This window comes from Clostridia bacterium (assembly GCA_026414765.1).
GTDB lineage: Bacteria > Bacillota > Clostridia > Acetivibrionales > DSM-27016 > SKW86.
In genome coordinates this window covers 1-22,500 of record JAOAIJ010000023.1, presented here as the reverse complement: position 1 = coordinate 22,500, position 22,500 = coordinate 1, and the positions used below count along the sequence as shown (strand labels likewise).

The 22,500-nt window shown below is 37.5% G+C and carries 15 protein-coding genes; 1 reads left to right on the top strand and 14 read right to left on the bottom strand.

All coding sequences use genetic code 11. The features are described 5' to 3' along the window. Positions 1-15: 15 nt before the first annotated feature. The 8 genes from N3I35_09795 to N3I35_09760 form a co-directional block, all read right to left on the bottom strand. Entirely contained in the window at positions 16-4,515 is a 4,500-nt protein-coding gene (locus N3I35_09795; GenBank protein ID MCX8130378.1) for an amino acid adenylation domain-containing protein, read from the bottom strand. A 136-nt stretch (positions 4,516-4,651) separates the two neighbouring features. Beyond that, complete coding sequence (locus N3I35_09790; GenBank protein ID MCX8130377.1) at positions 4,652-5,647, bottom strand: radical SAM protein; 996 nt, start codon at positions 5,645-5,647, stop codon at positions 4,652-4,654. Between the two features lie 378 nt (positions 5,648-6,025). Continuing rightward, positions 6,026-7,963, bottom strand: coding sequence for a type I pullulanase (pulA, locus tag N3I35_09785; GenBank protein ID MCX8130376.1), 1,938 nt, complete (start codon positions 7,961-7,963; stop codon positions 6,026-6,028). Between the two features lie 22 nt (positions 7,964-7,985). After that, positions 7,986-8,825, bottom strand: coding sequence for a sugar ABC transporter permease (locus N3I35_09780; GenBank protein ID MCX8130375.1), 840 nt, complete (start codon positions 8,823-8,825; stop codon positions 7,986-7,988). Then, positions 8,822-10,123 (bottom strand): sugar ABC transporter permease, encoded by a 1,302-nt coding sequence (locus tag N3I35_09775; protein MCX8130374.1) that lies wholly within the window; start codon positions 10,121-10,123, stop codon positions 8,822-8,824. Before N3I35_09775 ends, N3I35_09780 begins: the two co-directional genes overlap by 4 nt. A gap of 125 nt (positions 10,124-10,248) precedes the next feature. Next, entirely contained in the window at positions 10,249-11,574 is a 1,326-nt protein-coding gene (locus tag N3I35_09770; GenBank protein MCX8130373.1) for a maltose ABC transporter substrate-binding protein, read from the bottom strand. A 472-nt stretch (positions 11,575-12,046) separates the two neighbouring features. After that, the gene (locus N3I35_09765) at positions 12,047-13,846 is read right to left on the bottom strand and encodes an alpha-glycosidase (GenBank protein MCX8130372.1); all 1,800 of its coding nucleotides are present in this window, start codon (positions 13,844-13,846) and stop codon (positions 12,047-12,049) included. A gap of 59 nt (positions 13,847-13,905) precedes the next feature. Then, positions 13,906-14,925, bottom strand: coding sequence for a LacI family transcriptional regulator (locus N3I35_09760; GenBank protein MCX8130371.1), 1,020 nt, complete (start codon positions 14,923-14,925; stop codon positions 13,906-13,908). A gap of 339 nt (positions 14,926-15,264) precedes the next feature. Between N3I35_09760 and N3I35_09755 the strand changes: the two genes are divergently transcribed. Further along, the gene (locus N3I35_09755) at positions 15,265-16,386 is read left to right on the top strand and encodes a DUF2087 domain-containing protein (GenBank protein MCX8130370.1); all 1,122 of its coding nucleotides are present in this window, start codon (positions 15,265-15,267) and stop codon (positions 16,384-16,386) included. Positions 16,387-16,492: 106 nt separating this feature from the next. On the opposite strand, the gene N3I35_09750 is transcribed toward N3I35_09755, so the two are convergent. The 6 genes from N3I35_09750 to N3I35_09725 form a co-directional block, all read right to left on the bottom strand. After that, the gene (locus tag N3I35_09750) at positions 16,493-17,989 is read right to left on the bottom strand and encodes a methyl-accepting chemotaxis protein (protein ID MCX8130369.1); all 1,497 of its coding nucleotides are present in this window, start codon (positions 17,987-17,989) and stop codon (positions 16,493-16,495) included. A gap of 389 nt (positions 17,990-18,378) precedes the next feature. Further along, positions 18,379-18,840 carry a recombinase family protein gene (locus tag N3I35_09745; GenBank protein MCX8130368.1) on the bottom strand — a complete coding sequence of 154 codons (462 nt, stop codon included), beginning with the start codon at positions 18,838-18,840 and terminating at the stop codon, positions 18,379-18,381. A 78-nt stretch (positions 18,841-18,918) separates the two neighbouring features. Continuing rightward, a complete protein-coding gene (locus N3I35_09740; protein MCX8130367.1) occupies positions 18,919-20,097 on the bottom strand; it encodes an endonuclease Q family protein in 1,179 nt (392 codons plus the stop codon). Between the two features lie 120 nt (positions 20,098-20,217). Continuing rightward, entirely contained in the window at positions 20,218-21,207 is a 990-nt protein-coding gene (locus N3I35_09735; GenBank protein ID MCX8130366.1) for an acyl-CoA dehydratase activase, read from the bottom strand. Then, a complete protein-coding gene (locus tag N3I35_09730; GenBank protein ID MCX8130365.1) occupies positions 21,176-22,291 on the bottom strand; it encodes a CoA protein activase in 1,116 nt (371 codons plus the stop codon). The genes N3I35_09735 and N3I35_09730 overlap by 32 nt, the downstream gene beginning before the upstream one ends. Beyond that, positions 22,263-22,500 (bottom strand): hypothetical protein (locus N3I35_09725; GenBank protein ID MCX8130364.1); only part of this gene is annotated, 238 nt, incomplete at its 5' end. The genes N3I35_09725 and N3I35_09730, both read right to left, overlap by 29 nt.

Genomic DNA, 22,500 nt, shown 5'->3' with positions numbered 1-22,500 from the left:
CATGCAAAATTAGCTTCAGGCAAACATATTGTCCAACTCGTTCTGAGAAATTTCTATAGTATCGAAATCTGATGGAGTAAACTCCACCTGGTCCTTACTGCAGCAATAACTGATGATTTCCCTGATTCTTTCTATAAATGTATCTATAAATTTTTGTACGGTTTCCCCAGTATATTTGTTTTTACTATAGGTTATTGATATCTCAAGCTTGTCTTCAAAAACCATTGCATTAATATCAAGCCGGCAGGTCATATGATTGCTTTTACAGCAATCGGAGCCGGTAATCCCGTTTGAAACTTCAAATACGCTGCTGCTTGATATATTCTTAAAATCACCAAGGTAGTTAAACCTTATATGTTTTTGCCCGTCATATCTCAAAATTCCGTTCAGATATTTTAGTATCCCGAAACCTATACCCTTGTTTGGAATACCTCTTATTTGCTCTTTAAGAGATTTGATTTGCAAATCCATGTCCGTTTCATTCATTCTTAGCCTGACAGGATAGATACTTGTAAACCAGCCGACAGTCCTCGAAACATCGATATCTTCAAATATATCCTCACGCCCGTGGCCTTCAAGTTCTATAACTATGTCTTTCATTCCCGTTAAGCTTTCCACTGTATGGGCTAGTGCGGCAACCAATAGTTCATCCGGCTTTGTACCATATGCATTATTTGCATTCTTTAGCAGAGCTTCCGTTTCCTTCTCACAGAGACTTCCAGTAACTATGTCGCAATACTCAAGAGAATCGTCTCCAGTATTGAAATCTATAGGAAAAGCAAAAACATCTTTAATAACTGAATCCCAATATTCACGCTCCTTAAGAACGCTTTTCAAGCTATACTGTCCAAGCTGCTCCGCCCATACCTTCATAGAGCATGTTTTGGCAGGAAGTAATTCAGTATTGCTGGCGTTTCCACATCTTAGCAGCCTGTCAAAATCCTCTAGCATTATCCGCCACGATACCCCGTCTGTGACAATATGGTGCGCTGTAAGAAGCAGTTTTCTGTTTTGTGTATGACCGGTAATAAAAACTCCTGCTCTAAATAACACTCCGTTTTCAATATCCATACTGGCCTTAATCTGTTCTGAATATCTGGCTATCCATACCTGCTGCTCATCCGGTGTAAAAGCCGACAGATTAAATTCCTGTACTTCATATTCTTCTGTAAGGTGTTTATTATTATAAAAAAGTTCAGCCCTGCCGGCATCATAATTCAACCTCAGTGAATCATGATGCCTTATAATAGCATTTACGGCATTCTTTATTTCAATCGTACCAATATCCTGTTTAAGAGTCAGAAAAACAGACTGGTTCCAGTAATTTATATTCTTAAAATTCTGTGCAAAAAACCAGGATATAATAGGCATACGTCCTACACTTCCCTCACATGGAGCTTGTGTAGCAGCAGAAGCCCTTTTACCTTTTCCTGCGATAACTGCCAGCTGTTCAATAGAAGGATTTGCCATGACATCCTTCACTTTTACGCCCAGTCCCATCTCGCCAAGCCTGGCTGCCACCTGTATTGCCTTAATGGAATCCCCTCCGAAGTGATAAAAATTATCACTTGCTCCCATTCTATCTACACCGAGTATTTGTCTAAAAACCTCAGCTACCTTCTCTTCACTCTCATTTTTATATATAACAGGTCTTTCATCCCCTGCAATACTTACAGGAGCAGGCAACGAATCCCTGTTTACTTTGCCGTTCACCGTCAAAGGAAGCTGCTCCATAGCAATAAAATGCAAGGGAACCATATAGTCAGGTAAATATCTTGAAAGGAATTCACGTATGCCGGAAATATTAAAATCATTGCCTGGAACGACATATGCGCACAAAAACTTAGATCCGGTAGAATCAGTACAATCAATAACTACAGCCTCTTCTATACTTTCATGCCTCATCAGCTGGCTCTCTATTTCCCCAAGTTCTATACGGTATCCTCTGATTTTTACCTGATGGTCAGCTCTGCCAGAATACTCTATCTTCCCGTCATCCAAACGTCTGGCAAGGTCCCCTGTTTTATACATCTTCTGTCCTGCAATAAATGGATTGCATATAAAACGTTCATCTGTCAGCTGCTGTCTGTTCAGATATCCTCTTGCAACGCCGTCTCCGGATATATACATTTCTCCAATAGTGCCTCCAGGCAGAGGATTCAGGAATCTATCCAGAATATAAATCTGAACATTGCTTGCAGGATGACCGATAGGCACAGATCCTCCTGTATCCTTTTCTGGATCATATTTGTGAATCATACAGCCTACAACAGTTTCGGTAGGGCCATATTCGTTGAATATTTCTATTTTCCCATTAAAACTCTTATGTATACTGTTGGCAAGGCCGGTTTTCAAGTCTTCTCCACCCACAATAAACCTTTTAACCGACGAATTGCTGTTATCCATATCCTTCAGCAATGACAGGTGAGCCGGAGTAAGCTTGACAACCGTTACGCGGTTTTCTCTCAGAATCTTATAAAGAATAAATTCCGAGCCGTCATCACTATATATCTCTATTTTGCTTCCGCAGATTAATGGTGTGAAAACTGAAGTAACTGTAAGATCAAAAGAAAGAGATGAATATAATGCAAAGATTTCATCCTCTTTGGGAATATACATTCTTTTTGCCCACCATATGTAATTAACAAGTCCTCTGTGTTCTATCATAACCCCTTTAGGTTTGCCGGTAGAACCGGATGTATATATGACATATGCAAGGTCATTGGGTGAATTTACTGCCTCTATATTATTGGTTGTACCACAGTATATTTCTTTATCACCTATATTGATAATTTCGCCATTAAACTCCATACCATCTTTCAGATCAGTATTTGTTAGCAAAATTTTTGCTCCGGAGTCCTCGAGCAAATAATTAGCTCTTTCTGCAGGATATGAAGGGTCTACCGGAAGATACGCTCCTCCGGACTTCAATACTCCCAGAATGCCAATAACAGCCTCAAGTGAATGGGTTACCATTAAAGCTATAATACCATCAGGTTTTACCCCTTTTCTTCTTAACATGCCGGCAAGCTGATTTGCCTTTTCATTCAACTCCCTGTAAGTCAGCTGCAAATCTTCATAAGCAACAGCAATCCTATCAGGCGTTTTCTTTACCTGTTCTTCAAACAACCCATAAATCGTCTTCTCTCCCGGATATACGGCTCCTGTGTCATTCAGCTCATAAATCAAACAGTCTTTGTCCTTTTTTGAGAGAATCTCTACATCCTTTATTCTCATATCCGGATTAGTTATGAATTGGCGTGTAATATTCATAACAATGCTGTACATACTTTCGATCTGAAATTCGGAGTAGTCATCAGTTTTATAGTCAAAATCCAAAGTCAGTTTCCCAGTATCCGTCCAGTCCTTAATAACCAGTTGAAGTGAATACAACTGGCAGCCGTTGTACACTTCCACACTTTCAACGGAAATTCCGTTTATTTCCTTGCTAAGGTGCGTATTATAGTAGTTTACACATACCTGAAACAGGCTGTCATATCCTTTCCTCTTAAGTTCCAGATCGCTTGCAAGAAAATCATATGGATATTTTTGACTAAAATAACATTGCATTATCTCCCTGTTTACTTCTCCTATAAAGTCCGACACGGTACTGTTGCTGTCGATACAAAATCTGAAAGGCATAGTACTGGTAAACATTCCGATCATACTTTTTTCTTTTTTACCAGACCTGTTCAATACCGGCGAACCGATTACTATATCATCCTTTTGTTCAATTTTATGCAGACTAGCTAATAAGACTGATATAAAAAAAGTATTCAGGGATATTCTTTCTTTACCGATAAAAACCTTAATACTATCTGAAAACTCATCATCCAGAACAAATGTCTTTCTTTTCCCTTTTATATTGGAAGAAGTTTTATTCATTAATTCAGGCAATGTATTGAATTTTTCATTCCAAAACCTCTTATTCTTTATAAACCTCTCGGAGCTTATATACCTGTTCTCGCTATCTAAATATTCCAGGTAAGAATTTTCACTCTCTCCGCCCACTTCCATATCATTCATAAGCCGGGTGTACGTGTCGCAGAGCTGTTCTGTCATGATATTTATTGACCAGCCATCAGAAATAATATGGTGCAGTTTAGCCAAATACCCATTAAAGGCATCATTGACTCTGTATAACGCAAAGTAGAAGAGGTTATCCTCTTCCAGCTTGATTCCCTTTTCAAACTCTGTCCTTACCCAAGCTTGAAATTCTTCCTCCGGGTTACTGTATTTACTGAAATCCAAAAAGTCTATCCTGTAATGCGGATTCTGGCATACGTACTGCTTTATTTCGCCGTTTTCTTCCTTAAGTCTTAGTCTGACTGCTTCATTTTTATTAATAAAAATCTCTATTGATTCTTCCAGTAATTCGAAATCTACTTTTCCATTAATTTTTGCATAACCGCCAATATTATGTAAAGAAGTATCAGGATATGCGTTTTCCACATACCATATTCTTTTCTGTGGATGAGACAATGGGTAGAATTCCTTACTATGGTCTTTATGCACTGATTTCACTCCTATACCAACTTAAAAGAACACGTGACGGCAATTGTCCGGTTTTGTATATTAATTGCTCAAACCTTATCACTCTATTATTTCAAGTTTATGTTTTACTTATAAAGTACGTCTGTTTTTTTCATGATTACTTGTTCGAAAATACTCTTGCAGCATTTATTCCTTCATCAAGGCAGTATGAAAAGTAAGACCCGCTGAAAATAAAACAGCCTTCACATATCTCTGGAACATCGTCATTGTACCGTCTTTCAGACCAGAACTTATGATAGTTGATAAAGGAATCCTTGCTGGCTATATCTTCAAGTTCCTCCTTCAGAAGATTTCCAAACCCTTTACACGTCTGGGAATGCATTCCGCATGGACTGAAATAACCTTTATGATTGACGAAGAACAGGCTTGTCCCACAGTACTTATATAGAGTCTTATACGGATAGCTTGCAAAGTCACGCAAATTGATATCTATACCTTCCTGCAGAAGCTCATTTTCAAGTCGGTTCCGCATTTCAATCCAGTTGTTTATCTGAATAACCCCTTCTTTTACAAGCGGTACAAGCACAATTTTATTCACACCGAATTTACAATAGAAAGTACGTAAAAACTCCTTTAAAGTATCAGGTGTATCTTCCGGAAATACTATCTTATGCACTACAACATTAACTTTTGGTGTCTCGGTGTCACGTAATTTTAGAATTACTTTCAGATTTTCAATAAGCTTTTCATAATCAGCGCCAATTCTTATGGAATTGTATACCTCAGGACGGTGATCATCAATAGAAATGGCAAACCATGAAAGTCCGTTTTCGATAAAACTTCTTACTTTTCTTTCATTAAGCAAAGTACCATTGGAAACAATACTTATCTGTTTTGCATATTCCGATGCTGTTTTTATAAGTTCAGGCAGGTGCGGATTCAGAGTAGGTTCGCAGTCACCTTGAAATACGATATTTACTACATATCTTTCTAGTTTATTCAGAATTATCTTCAGTTGTTCCGGAGTCATAAATGCCTTTTCCTTATTCGTTGTAATAGAACAACCCGCTTCACACATCTTACATTTCAGATTGCAGCTATTTCCAGGTTCGATCATAACTGTAGACGGAAACAGAAATTTTGTATTTAACATATAAGGTTCCCCTTTAAAAAGCAAAAATATATAGTAACTATAAATAGGCAAATTGCATTTCATATGACTGGTGACAAATAACACCCTATTAATATGATTTTATGATTGCATGTCAAAGCAAGAATAGCAGATACATAATTTGTCTTTGCAAAAGCCTATTTATAGTTTCTATCTTTTATATGCTGCTGGTATACTTTTATAAAGCATCTGTGGTATTTACTTTGTAGATAAACAACTAAAAAGTCAATTACAGAAGTTGTTTACATTAATCAAACTCTGATAAGTCTTGCGACTCATAACGAAATTTATACTAAGCTTTAAAGCTGCTTCACTATAAAAAGCGTATATTGATTATTACTATAAGTTTATTTTTCAAAATCAAAATATCCTGATACTGTCATAATCTATTTTGTTTTCAGTATGCATTACAATAGCACTTAACGCCGGAACAGTTATTTTAGAATCAGTCAAGGTTTCCAGAGCATCCTCGCCTGCTTTTTTACCCTTAACTACAATATTCCAGCTAGCATAGGGTATCTCTAAAGTTTTATCCTCATTATTTGCATTGTACACTACAAAAATATTCTTCCAATTGTCGTTATTTGCAGCTCCATTTATTACATAGCCGACAACGTTTTCAGGCATGTTGGTAAATATGATATTATTCCTTATCAATTCAACCTCACGCATCCTAAAGGCAGGATGGTTTTTCCGGAGCCCTACAAGTGCTTTATAGTAATTGAATACATCGATATATTGAGCTTTTCTTTCCCATTCCAATTGATTTATACTGTCAGGAGAATTTACACTGTCATAAACACCATATTTCGTCCTTAAGAAATCAGAACCTGCGTGTAAAAACGGCACTCCCTGAGAAGTAAGTATTATTGTATTTGCAAGCAAGTGCATTTTTATACGCTCATCCTCACTCAGACCGGGATTGGCCAGTTCCAGCTTATCCCAAAGAGTATGATTGTCATGGCATTCCACATAGTTTATACTTTGTGCAGGACATATGTTATAGCTGGAAATTCTATCATTGTAATGAATGCTTCCCGTAACACATTTCATTACCTCCAGTTCGAGTCCTTTTTCCCCATCAACAAACCCATGAGTAAGAGGGTCATTATATATCCCTTTCAGATTGTCTCTCACTCTGTCATTGAACAACCCTATCCTCTCAAGTTTTGCTGCATTATCCTGGATAGCTCTTACCTCTCTCGGATGATTTCCCATATCCCAACCTTCGCCATACAGAATAAGGGTAGGATCAATTTCATCCAGAGCCTTCCGCACTTCATTCATTGTAGTAATATCATGCAATCCCATCAAATCAAACCTGAAACCGTCTATATGATATTCCTCAACCCAATACTTTACGGAATCAACTATATATTTTCGCATCATCGCTCTTTCAGATGCTGTTTCACTGTGACAGTGAGAACCATTGTGGAATGTTCCGTCTTCCTTCATTCTGTAGTAGTATCCAGGCACAACCTTATGAAATATTGACTTATAATTTTCATATGTATGATTGTATACTACATCCATAACTACGCGGATTCCCTTTGCATGAAGAGCCTGAACCATCATTTTGAACTCTTTAACACGGATACCCGGCATATAAGGGTCAGTAGCATAAGAACCCTCAGGAACATTATAGTTCTTAGGATCATAGCCCCAATTGTACTTGGACTTATCAAAAACCTTTTCATTAAGCAATGCATAGTCATATGCAGGCTGAAGTTGCAGGTGGGTAATGCCGATCTCACTGATGTGATCGATTCCGGTTGTAACCCCTGTCTTACTCCTGGTACCCTCTTCAGTAAATGCTATATATTTTCCTTTGTTAATTATTCCTGAATCTTCATTAATGGATAAATCCCTGACATGAATTTCATAAATAACTGCATCCACAGGATGGCTGAAAAATGGTTTTACATCATTTTCCCACCCCCTGGGATTTGTTTGGGATAAATCGATAACTGCAGAACGGTCTCCGTTGACTCCCAGTGCTTTTGCATAGGGGTCTACAGCTTCCGCTTCATCATACCCGGGATTCTTAATCCTATATGTATAGAAAACCCCATTCTGGTCACCCTCAAGAGTAACAACCCATGTACCCTTTACATCCTTTTGCATTTCATGGCTTGACATTGAACATTTACATTCAATATCCCCATTATCATAAGTAACAAGTGTCACTTTTTCAGCAATAGGTGCCCATAATCTGAATGTTGTTTTTGCTTTTGTGTATGTAAAACCTAGATCATTACCTTCATAAGCATAAAGTCTATCAAACTCTGTCGTAAACATATAACCCCCATCAATTTTTTTATTAAGTCTTTGACGCGCCTTCTGTCAAGCCGTGAATTATAAATTTCTGCAAAGCCGTATATAAAATAGTAATCGGCGCCGCAACCAACACTGCACCTGCGGCAAAAGTGGTAAAATCGGTATGCATCCTGTCACTTACCATGCCAAAAAGCCCGATTGCCAGTGTAATCTTTTCATCCGAACGAAGTACCAACCGGGAAAAGATAAAATCCATCCAAGGTCCGGTAAAGCTCGTCAGTGAAATGAATGTAATAATTGGTACGGATAAAGGCATCATTACCTTTGCAAATATCTGGAAATTATTTGCACCGTCTATCCTTGCCGCTTCTGCCATAGAACGGGGTATACCATCAAGATATCCCTTAACTATCCATGCCCCACCAGGTATTGATCCTCCTGCATATACCAAAATGAGTCCCAGATGAGTGTCCAGCAATTCAAGCTGCAGAAGAAGCAAATAAATCGCTACCATCGACATAAACCCCGGAAACATCTGTAATACAAGCATGGATAACAAGCCGAAACGTCTGCCCTTAAATCGGAACTGTGATAAAGCATATGCAGTAATTGTAATAAAGAATACTGAAAGTATTGTTGTGAACACTGCTATTTTAAATGTGTTTATATACCAGGTTCCAAAGGCATTTTTAGTAAAAAGATCTACATAGTGACTTAAAGTTAGACTGGAAGGAAAAATAGTAGAACTGAATAAAGATGTCCCCGGGTTAAAGGAAGACATTACAATCCATAGAATAGGATATAAGGATGCTATAGCTGCTACTACCAGGATTACATTTATTATTACGCGCATAACCCCTTTACCAAATGTTTGTTTCTTCATTGGATCATGTCCTCCTCTTTGAAAGCTCTGGTGTTCAAGAAATTAATTGCAGATATTGTTGCTACTACCAAGAAAATCAGGATAGAAACAACCGATGCCAACTGGAACTGGCTCTGCTCAAGTGTAAGTTTATATAGCCATGACAACAGTATATCCGTAGCTCCGGCATAAGTATAATCCGGGTTTACAGGATTACCGTTAGTAAGAAGGTATATCAGGTTGAAATTGTTGAAATTGAATGAAAAAGCCATAATCAGAAGCGGTGCCGTAGCAAACATAACCATAGGAAGCGTTATATTCCTAAACTGTTGGAAAGGACTTGCTCCTTCTATTTCTGCAGCTTCATACATATCCTTTGATATACCGGAAAGTATACCTGACATCAAAGCCATATAATATGGAAAACCAAACCAGATGTTTACCAGTACACACGTAATTTTAGCCCAGGTAGGATCAGAAAACCATCCGATAGCAGGTACTCCTAAAGCGGAAAGATATTTGTTTATGGGACCGAATTCGCCATTAAACATGTTACGCATCATTAATACCGATATGAATGACGGCATTGCCCATGGTATTATATATATTGTACGCCAGAATTTCTTTATCTTTACCGCACTGGAATTAATGATGACGGCAAATATTAAACCGACAAAAAAAGTCGTAAGTGTAGCAATTATCGCCCATATTATCGTCCATGACAAAACTCCAAGGAAGGTAGTTTTTAGCGAAGATATTTTAAAAAGGTTTATAAAATTCTGTAGACCTACCCAATTAACCAGCGCTCTAGGCGGAATGTGATTTGGTGATGAATAGTCTGTAAATGCGATTAATATACCGAAAAGCAATGGTAGCACTGTGAGAAAAAGTGTGAAAACAACCGCCGGGGTAAGAAGAATATAAGGGAATCTCTTGTCCAGCGCAGAGAAGACATCACCTTCAATATTTTTGCTGTTCCGGCCCTTGTCTCTCAGTTTTCCGCCATTACGTGCATCTGATATGTTTATTAAGTATAAAATAATAAAAATAAAGGCAATTATTATGGCAACTATACCATATATGAGCATAAAAACAGAATGGTCACCTTGTACGATTTTTCCCTTTATCATTCTCTGGGGTATATCTCCCAAAGTAATCAATCCTCTGATATTCTTTATCTCCATCGGCAAAACAACTATAATGAAAAAAAGTTCAATTACCGCAAAAATAATACCTTTTACAATCCGCTTGTTATATATATGTCCTAAACCCATAAAGAGTATTGATAGCAGTGTTGCATTTCTTGTATGTTGATTCATATGATTACACGCCTTTCAAAAGGAAATTGTTTGGAAATCAGCTGTTCAGCTGCGGGAAAATGTAGCCAATTAGAGATATAGACAGTGGACAAACATTCCACTGTCTATACTCCTAATCTAAAGAACTATTTTGCTTGTCTTGAAATAGAATCTTTAATATTCTGAACTGCTTTATCCAACAGTGGTTTAGGATCTCCACCCTTATTCCAGTTTTCTTGCAGAGCATTCCCTACAGGAGGCCATACAAGACTCATTTCAGGAATTGAAGGCATAGGCTGTGAGCTCTTAGCCTGTTCGAGGAAAGCTGCAGACATAGGATTGCTCTTTATGTCGGCATCGTCCATCAAGTCAACTCTTGGCGGTATCTGCTGAGTTATTGTATATCTGAGCTTAAGCATATCTTTTGAAGTAATGAATTTTGCAAAGAGTTTAGCTGCGTTTGGATACTGTGTATAAGAGTTTACGAAATATGTACGTACACCTGAGAAGCTTACAGGTTGTTTTCCATTTGGAAGTGTAGGCAATGGACAGACTCCGAAATCAACTTTAGCATCTCTGTATCCGTCTACAGCCCAAGGACCATTCAAATCAAAAGCAAGTTTGCCTTCTTTAAATAAAGCATTTTTGATATCATAAGTAATATTTGCAGAATTCAAAGGAAGAATTTCTTTTATTTTCTGTAAATATTTAAATGCTTCAACTGTGCCTTCGTTATTTATGCCGATGTCGTTTGCGTCAGTTCCGTCTTTTCCGAAAACATATCCGCCAAAACCAGCTACAAATGCATAGTTAAAGTATAGATTTCCTACTTCAAACATAAAGCCGTATTTTTTCTGTTTTAAATCATTAAATGTTTTACTATACTCTATTATTTCATCAAAAGTCTTTGGAGCTTCTTTAATAAGCTTTTTGTTGTAGAACATTGCATATGTATCCAGTGTTGCAGGATATCCGTATACTACGCCTTCATAAGTTACAGCTGTTTTTGCAGCATCAACGAATTCATTCATATCGGATACATCGTTAGGGTATACAAGACCTGCTTTTACAAGTCCGCCCATATTGTCATGTGCTACGCAGAAAACGTCTGCAGCAAGCTTTGCAGGTGCATCTGTTTTCAATTTTGCAGGAATGTCTCCAAGTGAGATTCCTTCAAACTTTACAGGTACTCCATACTGTTCTTCAAACTTCTTGGTTACTTCTTTCATCCAGTCTTTTTCTGATCCGCCTGCATCCCATACCTTAAGTTTTGCACCAGCTTCAGGTTTTAGTTCTTCTGTTGCTGCTTCAGTTGTTGCAGTTGTTTCTGCTGCTGCAGCTGTCTGTTCACTTTTTGTAGCTTCCGCACCAGCTTCGCTTGTTTTACCACATCCAGTACTTCCTACAGCTAATGCTGCTACAAGTAACATAACCACTGCAGTTGACAGTCTTTTTCTTACATTGTTAAACATGTTTATTCCCCCTTTTATTTTTTATAAAAAACTCTATATAAACAAGAGCTTCTTATCTGTTTAATTGCAAAACAAATGTAAGCTGTTACATCTATTTTGCTATGCATCTAACAATACTAGCTATCTATTTGCATTTTTGGTTCTTTTATTATAAAAAACATAACTATATCATTAAAACGGGAAATTAGGTTATTAGGTAGAATACATACAACATGCACACTCTTCAGACTGATCTTTGATTATCTTGATTTCATACTTTTTTATATATCTTTCTATAATAAATCTGTTAAAGAAAAAATAAATTGTAACCGGTTTCATAAATTACTGTTTGTTATCATTATATGTAATGATATATTATTTAGAACTAATTGTCAATATAAGAAATAATTTTATTTATTAATATTTTTGATTGCAAAATGATTACTTTTCTATGCTGTAACGTTAGAAAAACAGGGATATCTTCCCTGCTTTCCTAACGGTTATTTGGCAGGATATACACCTGAAAGGCTTGAACATTCAGGTTTACAACTCCTGAATAACTATATATATCATCATTATAGTAGCTATCCCCTCTAAGGGGTTCTATTTCAAATTCATTTCCGCTTATTTCATCCTTAAGTTTTTTGCCACTACGCCCCTCAATAATGGGTAATTCCATATCAACTGCATTTTCAGTACTGTTAATAACAATGTAGAATCTATCGTTGCCCAGTTCCCTGAAAAATGCATATACCCCGTTATCCGGGTTACAATAGTTACATTTGTAGTCTCCCTGTCTTAGTACCTCGCTTGATTTCCTTATTTTCACAAGCTTTTTGTACCATTCAAGCAATTCTCTATTATATAGCGATTCATCCCATATCATTGTACGTCTGCAGCCCGGGTCATTCTCTCCGTCCATTCCTATCTCATCACCGTAATAAATGGCAGGAATTCCTGGAAAACACATCTGAAAAGCTATAGCAGCTTTCATTCTTCTATGATCACCATTGCAAAATGTTAAGAAACGGGTTGTATCATGACTCCCTATAAGGTTATACAGCGAAAACCTTACCTGCCTGGAGTAATTGCCTAAAAATCTGTTAATCCTATTATTAAATTCCTGACTTTCTATGCTGCCTTTAGCAAAAAAGCCTACCACGGAGTCCCAGAACAGATAGTTCATAATGGAATCAACCTGATCGCCTTTCAGCATTTCAAGATTTTCCTTCCATGTTTCTCCAAGTATGAAACTGTCCGCTTTAATTGATTTGGTTAATGCCCTCATTTCCCTGAGAAAAGTCGCTTCTATTTCGTCAGAAACATCGAGACGCCATCCGTCTATACCAGTTTCCTCCATCCAATATCGAACTACATCAAGAAAATACTTACGAACCTCAGGATTGCTCATCCGCAATTTAGGCATGCAATTATAATATCCTACACATTCATAGTTCATGATTTGCGGGTTTGCAGGATAATTTTCTATAAAAAACCAATCCTTATACTGAGATTTCTCCCCTTTTTCAATTACATCCTGAAATTGTCCCGATAAAATTCCACAATGGTTAAATACACCATCCAGAATAATCCTTATACCTTTCTCATGACACCTTTTCACTAAATTCTTTAAATCATCTAGATCACCAAATTGAGGATCAATTTTGAAGTAATCGGTAGTGTCATATTTGTGATTGGAACAAGACTCAAAAATCGGATTTAGATATATCATATTTACGCCCAAATCAGCGATATACTCAATCTTCTCAGCAATCCCTTTAAGATCACCACCCATAAAGTTGTGGCCAGTAGGAGTACTTCCCCACGGCACAGCATTCTCGGGATTATTACTAGCATCACCGTCGCAAAACCTCTCAGGGAAAATATGATATACAATGGCATCACTTACCCAGTCCGGTGTCCTAAAGACATCATTATCATTTGTATAATTATATTCAAAGAACCCGTCCTCAGGTTCTTTTTCACTTACACCATAATAATTTAACCATACCGTATTGCTTTCATCTTCTATACAGAATAAGTACTTAATATATTTTGTTATTTCTACAGTATCTATAACAGTTTCATAATAATCATACAAGAAGTCTCTTGCATAACACCTCATAACAGCGTGAAGTTTCCCCTCTGACTCCAGCCTGTGCCTGTTCCAGTATACCAGGGTACACTTGGTCGCGTCGCCGCGCTTGATCTTAAGCTTTATCAGCAATTTGTTTTTTTCTAAAGGGTAAGCAAAATCCCTGGTAAGATTGTGTATAATTGCCTCAGGTACCATAAATATTCCTCCGTCTGTTGTTGAATAGAATGATATAATTAGATGTATCAGTAGATGTATCAGCTTCTTTTTTCTGCAGATCCTCTACTTATTAATTTTACGGAAATCAAGGTTTTTTGTTTTATGCTGGAAGGCAATTCAAACTCTTTTAATAGCATTACTGCTGCTTGTGCTCCTAACTGAAAGACATCAATATCAACGGTTGTGATTTTAGGGTCGGAAAACTCTGTAGCCGGATAACTGTCAAAACTCACAATCCCTATATCTTTAGGCACATCCAATCCGCTGTTCTTTATAACTTTTATTGCTCCAAAAGCCGCTAAATTACTGGAAAACACTATTGCATCAGGGCAATCCTTGCTGGAGAGCAACTCCTTCATTATTCTGGTACCATCTTCTATGTCGCAAACGTATTCCTTTACATAACTGTCTCTGTATTCGATGCCATGCTGTATCAGAGCATCTCTGTATCCCTTTATTCTTTGTTTATCAAACATATCTTTAGGGTTTCCTGCTATAAAAGCAATTTTTTTGTAGCCGTTTTCTATCAGATGACTGGCTGCAATTTCTCCCCCCATCCTGTTATCTACATCTATCAGGTTGACATTAAACTTGTTTTCTGCCTCACCTATTACGACAAAAGGAAAATTCAACTCATCCATTTTTTTTACTATACTTGCTTTTAGCATAAATCCCGGAAAGATTACACCATCTGCCTTTTTCTCTAAAATTATTCTGCTTATAGCGGTTTCATGGTTGTTCATTGATCCTTCATTTATGATCATAAGATTATATCCACGAGAACAGATTATCTTTTCAATGCCAAACTGTACCTGATAGAAAAACGGATTTGCAAAAGCGTCTGAATTATTTATATCCACGATAAGTGCGATATTGTATGTACTTTGGTTTGCAAAACTTCTTGCTATACTGTTAGGAAAATAATTTAATTCCCTCATCGCTCTTCTTACCTTCTCTGCGGTATCAGGATGTATGAGAGGGCTGTTATTAATAACTCTGGATACAGTAGCTGTAGATACCCCTGCTGCATTAGCTACATCTTTTATTTTAACTCCCATGATTTACCCAACCTTATTATTCACATTTTTAGTCATTTTAATTATAACAGATATTACAACTTATGCAACCGATTACATCCTATTTAGTAAAATAAAATTTATTTATGTAACCATAGTCAATAATTTGTCAACCAGCCCTCTTCCCCTATTAACATTGTTAATGTATACGATATATTATTCTAAAGATATATACCTAATACCTCATTTATAAAATAATCGATAAACAATCTTAATAGTTAATACATAAACATAATCACAAAATATTATGTATTGACATGTTATAGACAGAATAATATAATGTCTACTGTACAGCAAACTTTGAAAGGATGTGTTTATTTAATGGAGGTTTCTGAATTGTTTTGGAATGCCACATTAGAGGAGTTGAAATGTGGATATATGGGAAAAGATAATTATTATGTATGTTTGCTCTGTGGGGAAAAAATCGAAAAAGGCATTATCTACCCTGAAAATGGAATTCTTTATGAAGCTGAGAAGTATATGCAAATACACATAAACAAGTCTCACCAGTCGGTGTTTGAACACCTGACCGGTCTGGATAAAAGAATTACTGGTCTGTCGGATCATCAGAATAAACTTCTCAAGCTTTTCTACCAGGGTAAAAGCGACAAGGAAGTACAGGAAGAGTTAGGCATCGGCAGTAGTTCTACTATCCGCAATCACCGTTTTGCATTAAAAGAGAAAGAGCGTCAGTCTAAAGTGTTTTTAGTAATGATGGAACTCCTGAAGGAGAAAGACAAGCATGCCCCTGCAATTTTGAATCCCAGTAAAACAAACAGGATGGTAGATGACCGCTACAGAATTACCGAGGAGGAAAACGATGAGATATTAATGAAGTTCTTTCCTGAAGGAGTAACCGGTCCACTTAAAACATTCTCAATAAAAGAGAAATATAAGATCGTGGTTCTGAGAGAAATTGCAAAGAAGTTCGAAAGTAAGAAAATATATACGGAAAAGGAAGTAAATAAAATACTTAAGGCTATATATGACGATTTTGTAACCTTGAGAAGATATCTGATTGAATATGGCTTTTTGGACAGAAAACCTGATGGAAGCCAATATTGGCTTAAAAACGATTCTACTAAAAAGGAGGAATTAAGTATGGATAGAAAAAAAGAATTAAAGCAGCAGTATAAGGAAGTAAAGCCCGAAGCTGGAATATATCAGATAAAAAATGTGATCAACAACAGAATTTTAGTAGGAAACACTCCTAATCTTAAATCTTTGAATGGAAAAAGGACTCAATTGGATTCCGGAAGTTTTCCCAACAACAAACTTCAAAAGGAATATAAAGAATACGGCAAAGATGCTTTTGTAATTGAGGTGCTGGAAAAACTTGAAAAGAAGGAAGATGAATTTTTTGACATAAAAGATGAATTGAAAAAGCTTGAAAAAAAGTGGCTTGATATACTCCAGCCATTTGGAGACCATGGGTACAATTAATAACCGGAAAGGTGATGTCCATAGGAAAGGTAAAAGGGCTGTAAACAGCCCTTTTACCTTTTATTAAAGTATAGAAGTTGATTCAATAAATTTTCCGAAGGTGTTTTCAATTTGTCTTTGAAAGCTCCTTCAACGTATCACTCAGGTCTTGTATCTCCTGAACCAAACCACTCAGACTGACTATATTATTGTGCTCATTATCCACTGTAGCTGAAATTTCCTGGATTGATGCCGCCTGTTCTTCAGATATACTTGCTATGCTTTCTATTTTCTCTATTATTGAAGAAAACTTTTCATTCATATCCTCCACAAGTTTCTCTTCTCTGGTCAAAAGTAAATTCGTCCTACTGAAGGCTTGCGTAATCGATTTAAAATATTCATTCACATCTTTTATCAACTGATTTCCAGTTTTTACAGCATCATCTCCAAGTGTCACCTTTTCAACTACCAGGCCTGTTTTTGAGTTTATTTCCTTAATGATTTCATTTATGTCTTTGACAGTATTTGAGCTTTTCTCAGCAAGCTTTCTTACCTCTTCTGCAACAACAGCAAACCCTTTTCCCTGCTCACCTGCCCTGGCTGCTTCAATTGCGGCATTTAAAGCGAGCATATTTGTCTGCTCGGCAATTTGCCTTATTCCCTCAAGGAATCTATTTATATCAGAAATATTAGTTTCAAGCTCATTTACCGTAATTAATGATGTACTTACTGCCTGATATATGATGTTCATCTGGGAATTCATATTCTCCATCTTGCCTGAGCCTTCTGTGACTTTCGCTGTTACCTCAGATGTTTCCTTTGCATTATTCCGGGATAAATCAAGGATTTCATTTACTTCATTTGAAACCACCGACATCTTTTCGAACATGCTATTGATATTCTCAGCTTGCTCATTTACACCCTTTGCCATTTCCTGCATAGCGTTGTTAATACCTGTCATCGCCTCTTTTGTGTTATGTATATTTTTATTAAAGAATGCTACATTTTCATTTAGTGTTATTGAGCCTTTATCAACTTCCCGCATGGTAAGATTCAACTTTTCCAAAAGCTCTTTTGCTTTTTTCTCTTTCTGTATAGAATCATCAACTAATGCTCTGCCCCATTTTGTAAGCAGGTACAAAATTCCCAGTATGCAGTTGATATAAACAAGCAAACCGAACAAAGATCCCAGATTCAGATAATATCCCATAAAAAGGCTCTGTGTGGCCAGTTTCCACACTAGTAAAATCAGTATGTTCAATATAACACCAAATATAATAATGAGCTTGCTGTCAAAATACAGAGTTATCATCGCGATGGAAAAAAAGATCAGATAATGAAACCCGATTAAGAAGGGAGCATCCGATAAAAAGGAAATAACAGAGATAATAGCCGGAACCAAGCTGAATATCATTGCTTTAATACCATCTTTAATCGGAATAAAGAAAATAACTGCTAATACTACACTCGTAACAATACTTTTATATACAGTTTCTGCAGCACCCGGCCATCCTCTGGCTGAAAGTGCCAGTATGGAGAGTACTATAGCAACTATAAATACTCCAGAGATATTTACCAAATGCGCCTTTTTTACGTTGTATGCAGCCTTTGCTTCTTTTTCCATCACAAAATCTCCCCCAGTTTTTTGTTTTGAACAGAATATATGGTTTTCAATATTACCCAGTTTTTTTCAACCACTTTTTGTCAATCCAAATTATTCGCAATTAACACTTTCAAATCGGATAAATACCATGATTTGCAAAAACTTTCCTATATTAAACGCATTAGTGCGATCAGGCACTTATTCATATAATAGATTGAGAGAAATTACTTTTGCTTAAAGGCTAAAAATAGAATCATTTAAGAATAGTTCTTCTTATTAAAACAGAATATATATATTATAGCATATATATGAAAGGTGTGCAATTATTTGACATTCTTTTGTCTTTTATGACATCACCTTTAGTAGACAAAAAATGGAGTTGACAGTGAATACAGCCCTCACTTTAAAATCTAATGTATTTTGCCTGCATCCCTGCTTTTATTGTTTGCAGCTTTAGCCTTTTCATCCTCCATATTCCTCATAGCCTCGGCCAGCAGCCTCTGCTCCTTTGTAAGCGGGTCACTCGGATTAATATAGTCACCTGTTGATGCAAGAAATATTTCCACACCCTTCTCGGCAAAATTATGCATTAGTCCCTGTCTCTCCCTGTCATCATCCGTAAACTTATAAAGGTCATTTGTTATGATGGTGTTTATCCTTCCCGAAACAATATCATTGTTCAGCTTTTTATAGCCTTCTCTTTCCCCAGGCAAGTCAGCACTATTTGCGCTATCAATATAGAATTCCAGCAGATTTATACCTCTTGATCTGGCAAAGCTTTCAATAACCTGCCGCTGCTTTTCAGCACTATCTTTTCTTCCGTTTTCATTTTCTACCCTTATATAACCACCGGCTCTTTGAGTATTATCCACTGTTTTGTCCTCCAAATACTTATTATGTTGTATTATTAGCTTTAGTACCAATAGTTATTCAACAGTCTCTTTATACTCTTACCCTTCTATCCTTCCATACACTCCCCCACCGCCGGCTTCAATTCCTAATTCTCCTTCTCTGGCCAAGACAATATTTCTAGCGATGTCCTCCCTGACCACTTTTTTCAGTTCATCAAACGGCGCATCATGTATTATTTTCATTTCAGTCCCAAAATGATCAATCAGTTTTGATATGGTTTTAGGACCTACTTTAGGAAGAAACTCTAAAGGAATCTGATATTTATAAGGAGCCCTCCCTTTCATGCACGCTTCCCTACGGTCCTGTATAATCTCGAGCCGGTCGCGTACGCCTACAACCACAATATGCTTTTCTGATACAGGGCATCTTAGTACAGGGGGCTCACCCTCGATAAGCTTGTCACAAGTTTCGCAATAACTCCGGTGGTATTTTCCCAGCATAGGGTTCAAGCCGTAATTGATTGCTATACGCCTTCCGCTGACATTCCTCAAAGCTTTTAATATCTCGTCATAAGTAGGCTCTTCCATCTCAAAAATGTTATATTCCCTTCCCATCTTCGGAAGTGAGTGGGCATCCGAATTACTGATAAATGCTTTTCCATCCAGCTCACTCAGATGGCTTGCCATTTTTGAATCAGCACTTAATCCCAGTTCAATCGCAGGTATTTTTTCAAAAGATTCCTCGTTGAAAATATCATGCAGAGTATCGCAGCAATTGCCGTAAAAGCTCTTGTGTGGTGTAAAAGCATGGGCAGGTATAAAAATCCCTCCGAATGAGTCTACTATATTAAAGAGTCCCTGGCCTGTCAGCCTGCTCATAGAGCAGCAAAATCTGATATTCTTAATATGTTTGCTCATTTCATTTGAAAAGTCCTTTATTTGTCTTAAATGTGCAAAGAAACATAATGAATGTGAACTGCAGCCATTTATTTCATGGGTCTCAATCTCAGCCCCCAGTATAAGGGTCTGTCCTCCTCTGTATTCCATGCCCCCCCCTTTTTTCTCTACCAGCTCACCTCTATCTATGAGGTTGTCGATATCATCAAGCACATAGGGAGAAATACAGTCGACTACGCCTATTATATCTATTCCTTTACGGTAATAAGACTCATGGGCTATATTTTCAAAAGTCAGATTATTTGCTGTTGCTTTTTTTATTTCACGACCTTCCGAAGACCGTCCGATATGGACATGCAGGTCTACAAAGTATTTATTCATACATCACCTCATCAAGAATATATACTTAACTATATCATACATTACAAGCTATTTCTGTAAATACTTAAGGCGGCTGCACGCCGCCCTGAATTTCATCATTTTTTTCATCCTGAACAGATTTTATCCTACAATCTGATTTTCACTTATCAGGTTTGCCCATTTGCCGCATTTATCACCCCAACGGGCAATTACTTCTCCATTGGAAGTAATTTCAATAACTTCACACATGTTAGAGCAGTCACTACATTCCATACTTTTTGCTCTGTAATCATTTTCAGCCGTTTCAAATCCAAAGAAATTTGTTTTATAGCCCCCTCCTTCCATCTTTTCCTTCGCAATCAAAGCTGCTCCAAATGCCCCCATAACATCGTGATATTCAGGAATGATTATTTTTGTTCCAAGAGCTCTCTCAAAAGCTGCTACTATTCCTACGTTTGCGGCAACTCCTCCCTGAAATACAACCGGTGCCTGAATATCCTTACCTTTAGCCAGGTTATTCAAATAGTTGCGTACAAGTGCTTCACATAGACCGTTTATAATGTCTTCCATGCTGTGGCCGGTTTGTTGCTTATGAATCATATCTGATTCGGCAAAAACCGCACACCGTCCAGCGATCCTCACTGTGGAACCGGATCTGAGTGCATATTTCCCGAACTCCTCTATAGGAATTTCCAGTCTTGCCGCCTGTCTGTCCAAAAATGATCCTGTGCCTGCAGCACACACTGTATTCATAGCAAAATCATATACAACGCCATTTTTAAGAATTATTACCTTCGAGTCCTGCCCGCCGATTTCAAGGATTGTTTTTACTCCAGGAACTAATTTTTGAGCTGCTACCGCATGTGAAGTAATCTCATTTTTAACTATATCCGAACCAACTATGACACTTGCAAGCTGTCTGCCGCTTCCTGTCGTCCCTACACCCTTGATCTTCACTCCTACGTTAAGACGTTCAATCAGCATTTTCATACCATTTCTTAATGCATTTATGGGTTGTCCCCCTGTTCTTAAATATAGCTTTTCCAAAACTTTATCATCTTCATCTATAACCACAAGATTTGTACTTACAGATCCAACATCAATTCCCAGATAATGCCCATTTTCCTTCAACTGCTGCTCTCTCCCTTCTTTTTACCAGTAGATCCACAAATGCTTCTATACGTGTCTGGTAACCTGCTTCTCCCGATAATTCATCTATTATCAATGTCATTATTGGAATGTTATAATCCCGTTCCACCGCTGGCAGTATACTTGCTGCTACTATCTCAGGCATACATGTAAGCGGATAAACCTGGATAACGCCATCATATCCTTTTTTAGCATACAAGACCGCATTTCCTACCGTCTCCTGTGCATGCCCTCCTATCATTCTCCCAAGATAGGGCTTTGCTGCTTCCTCATAGCTCTTGTCCCTTGGAAGATGGAGTGCATTTTTAAGCATATGCTCTATTATCCAGCCACTGACAGTAACGGACCGTTCTACTTCAACTCCCATATTACCAAGCTTGGCTGCAATATTGAAATTTGTATAAGGATCTATGGTTGTATATATTTCGCCTACAATACCTACTTTTAGCGGTACAAAGTTCGTATCCTGAGGTAGATTCAAGAGTTCATTTCTGGTCTCCTCAATTAACTTCTTGATAGCACCAGAGCCCTTAACTCCTTTGACCTTGTTCAAAAAAGCCTTATAAACACTGTCAGTACTTCCTTTATTGATTTCCCGTGGTCTAACTTTAAAGCTCAAGTGCTCAAGCTCATCCACCTGCTTTGATATTATCGTCGCATTGGCTACAGCTTTAGTAACTTTATATAAATTCATACTCCCAGCAATCTTTTTAATTCTTCTTGCAAATTCCTTTAAGCCATCGTCAGGCCACTCAATTGCTACAACATCCATCTTATAACCATTATCAGAAAGTATTTCTCTGTGCATCTCGCAGTAATAACCAAACCTGCAGGGTCCACAACCACCGGTTATAAGGATTGAATCTGCCCCACGCTCGTATGCCTGAATATAATTTCCTATATTGATTTTAAGCGGCAAGCATGCCATCTCAGGCGCATACTTAGTCCCAATCTCCAAAGTCTTTTTGCTATTGAATGGTGGTATGACATATTCTGTTCCCAAATCATCAAGCAGTGCTTTGGCAACTATATAGGTATTACCCATGTGCGGAAACGTTATCTTCATTACCAATCCTCCACCTGATCATGTCTATAAATGCCTCAAGCCGTGTATCCATCCCGGCTTCTCCCGAGTGCTCGTCTATTGTCAGCACAACAAATGGAATATCCCGTGCACGTCGTACCTTACGCTCAACCAAATCGCTTATAAAAGAGTCTACTCCGCAGCCAAAAGTCATAAGATAGATGATCCCGTGAATATCATCCTGTCTCTTA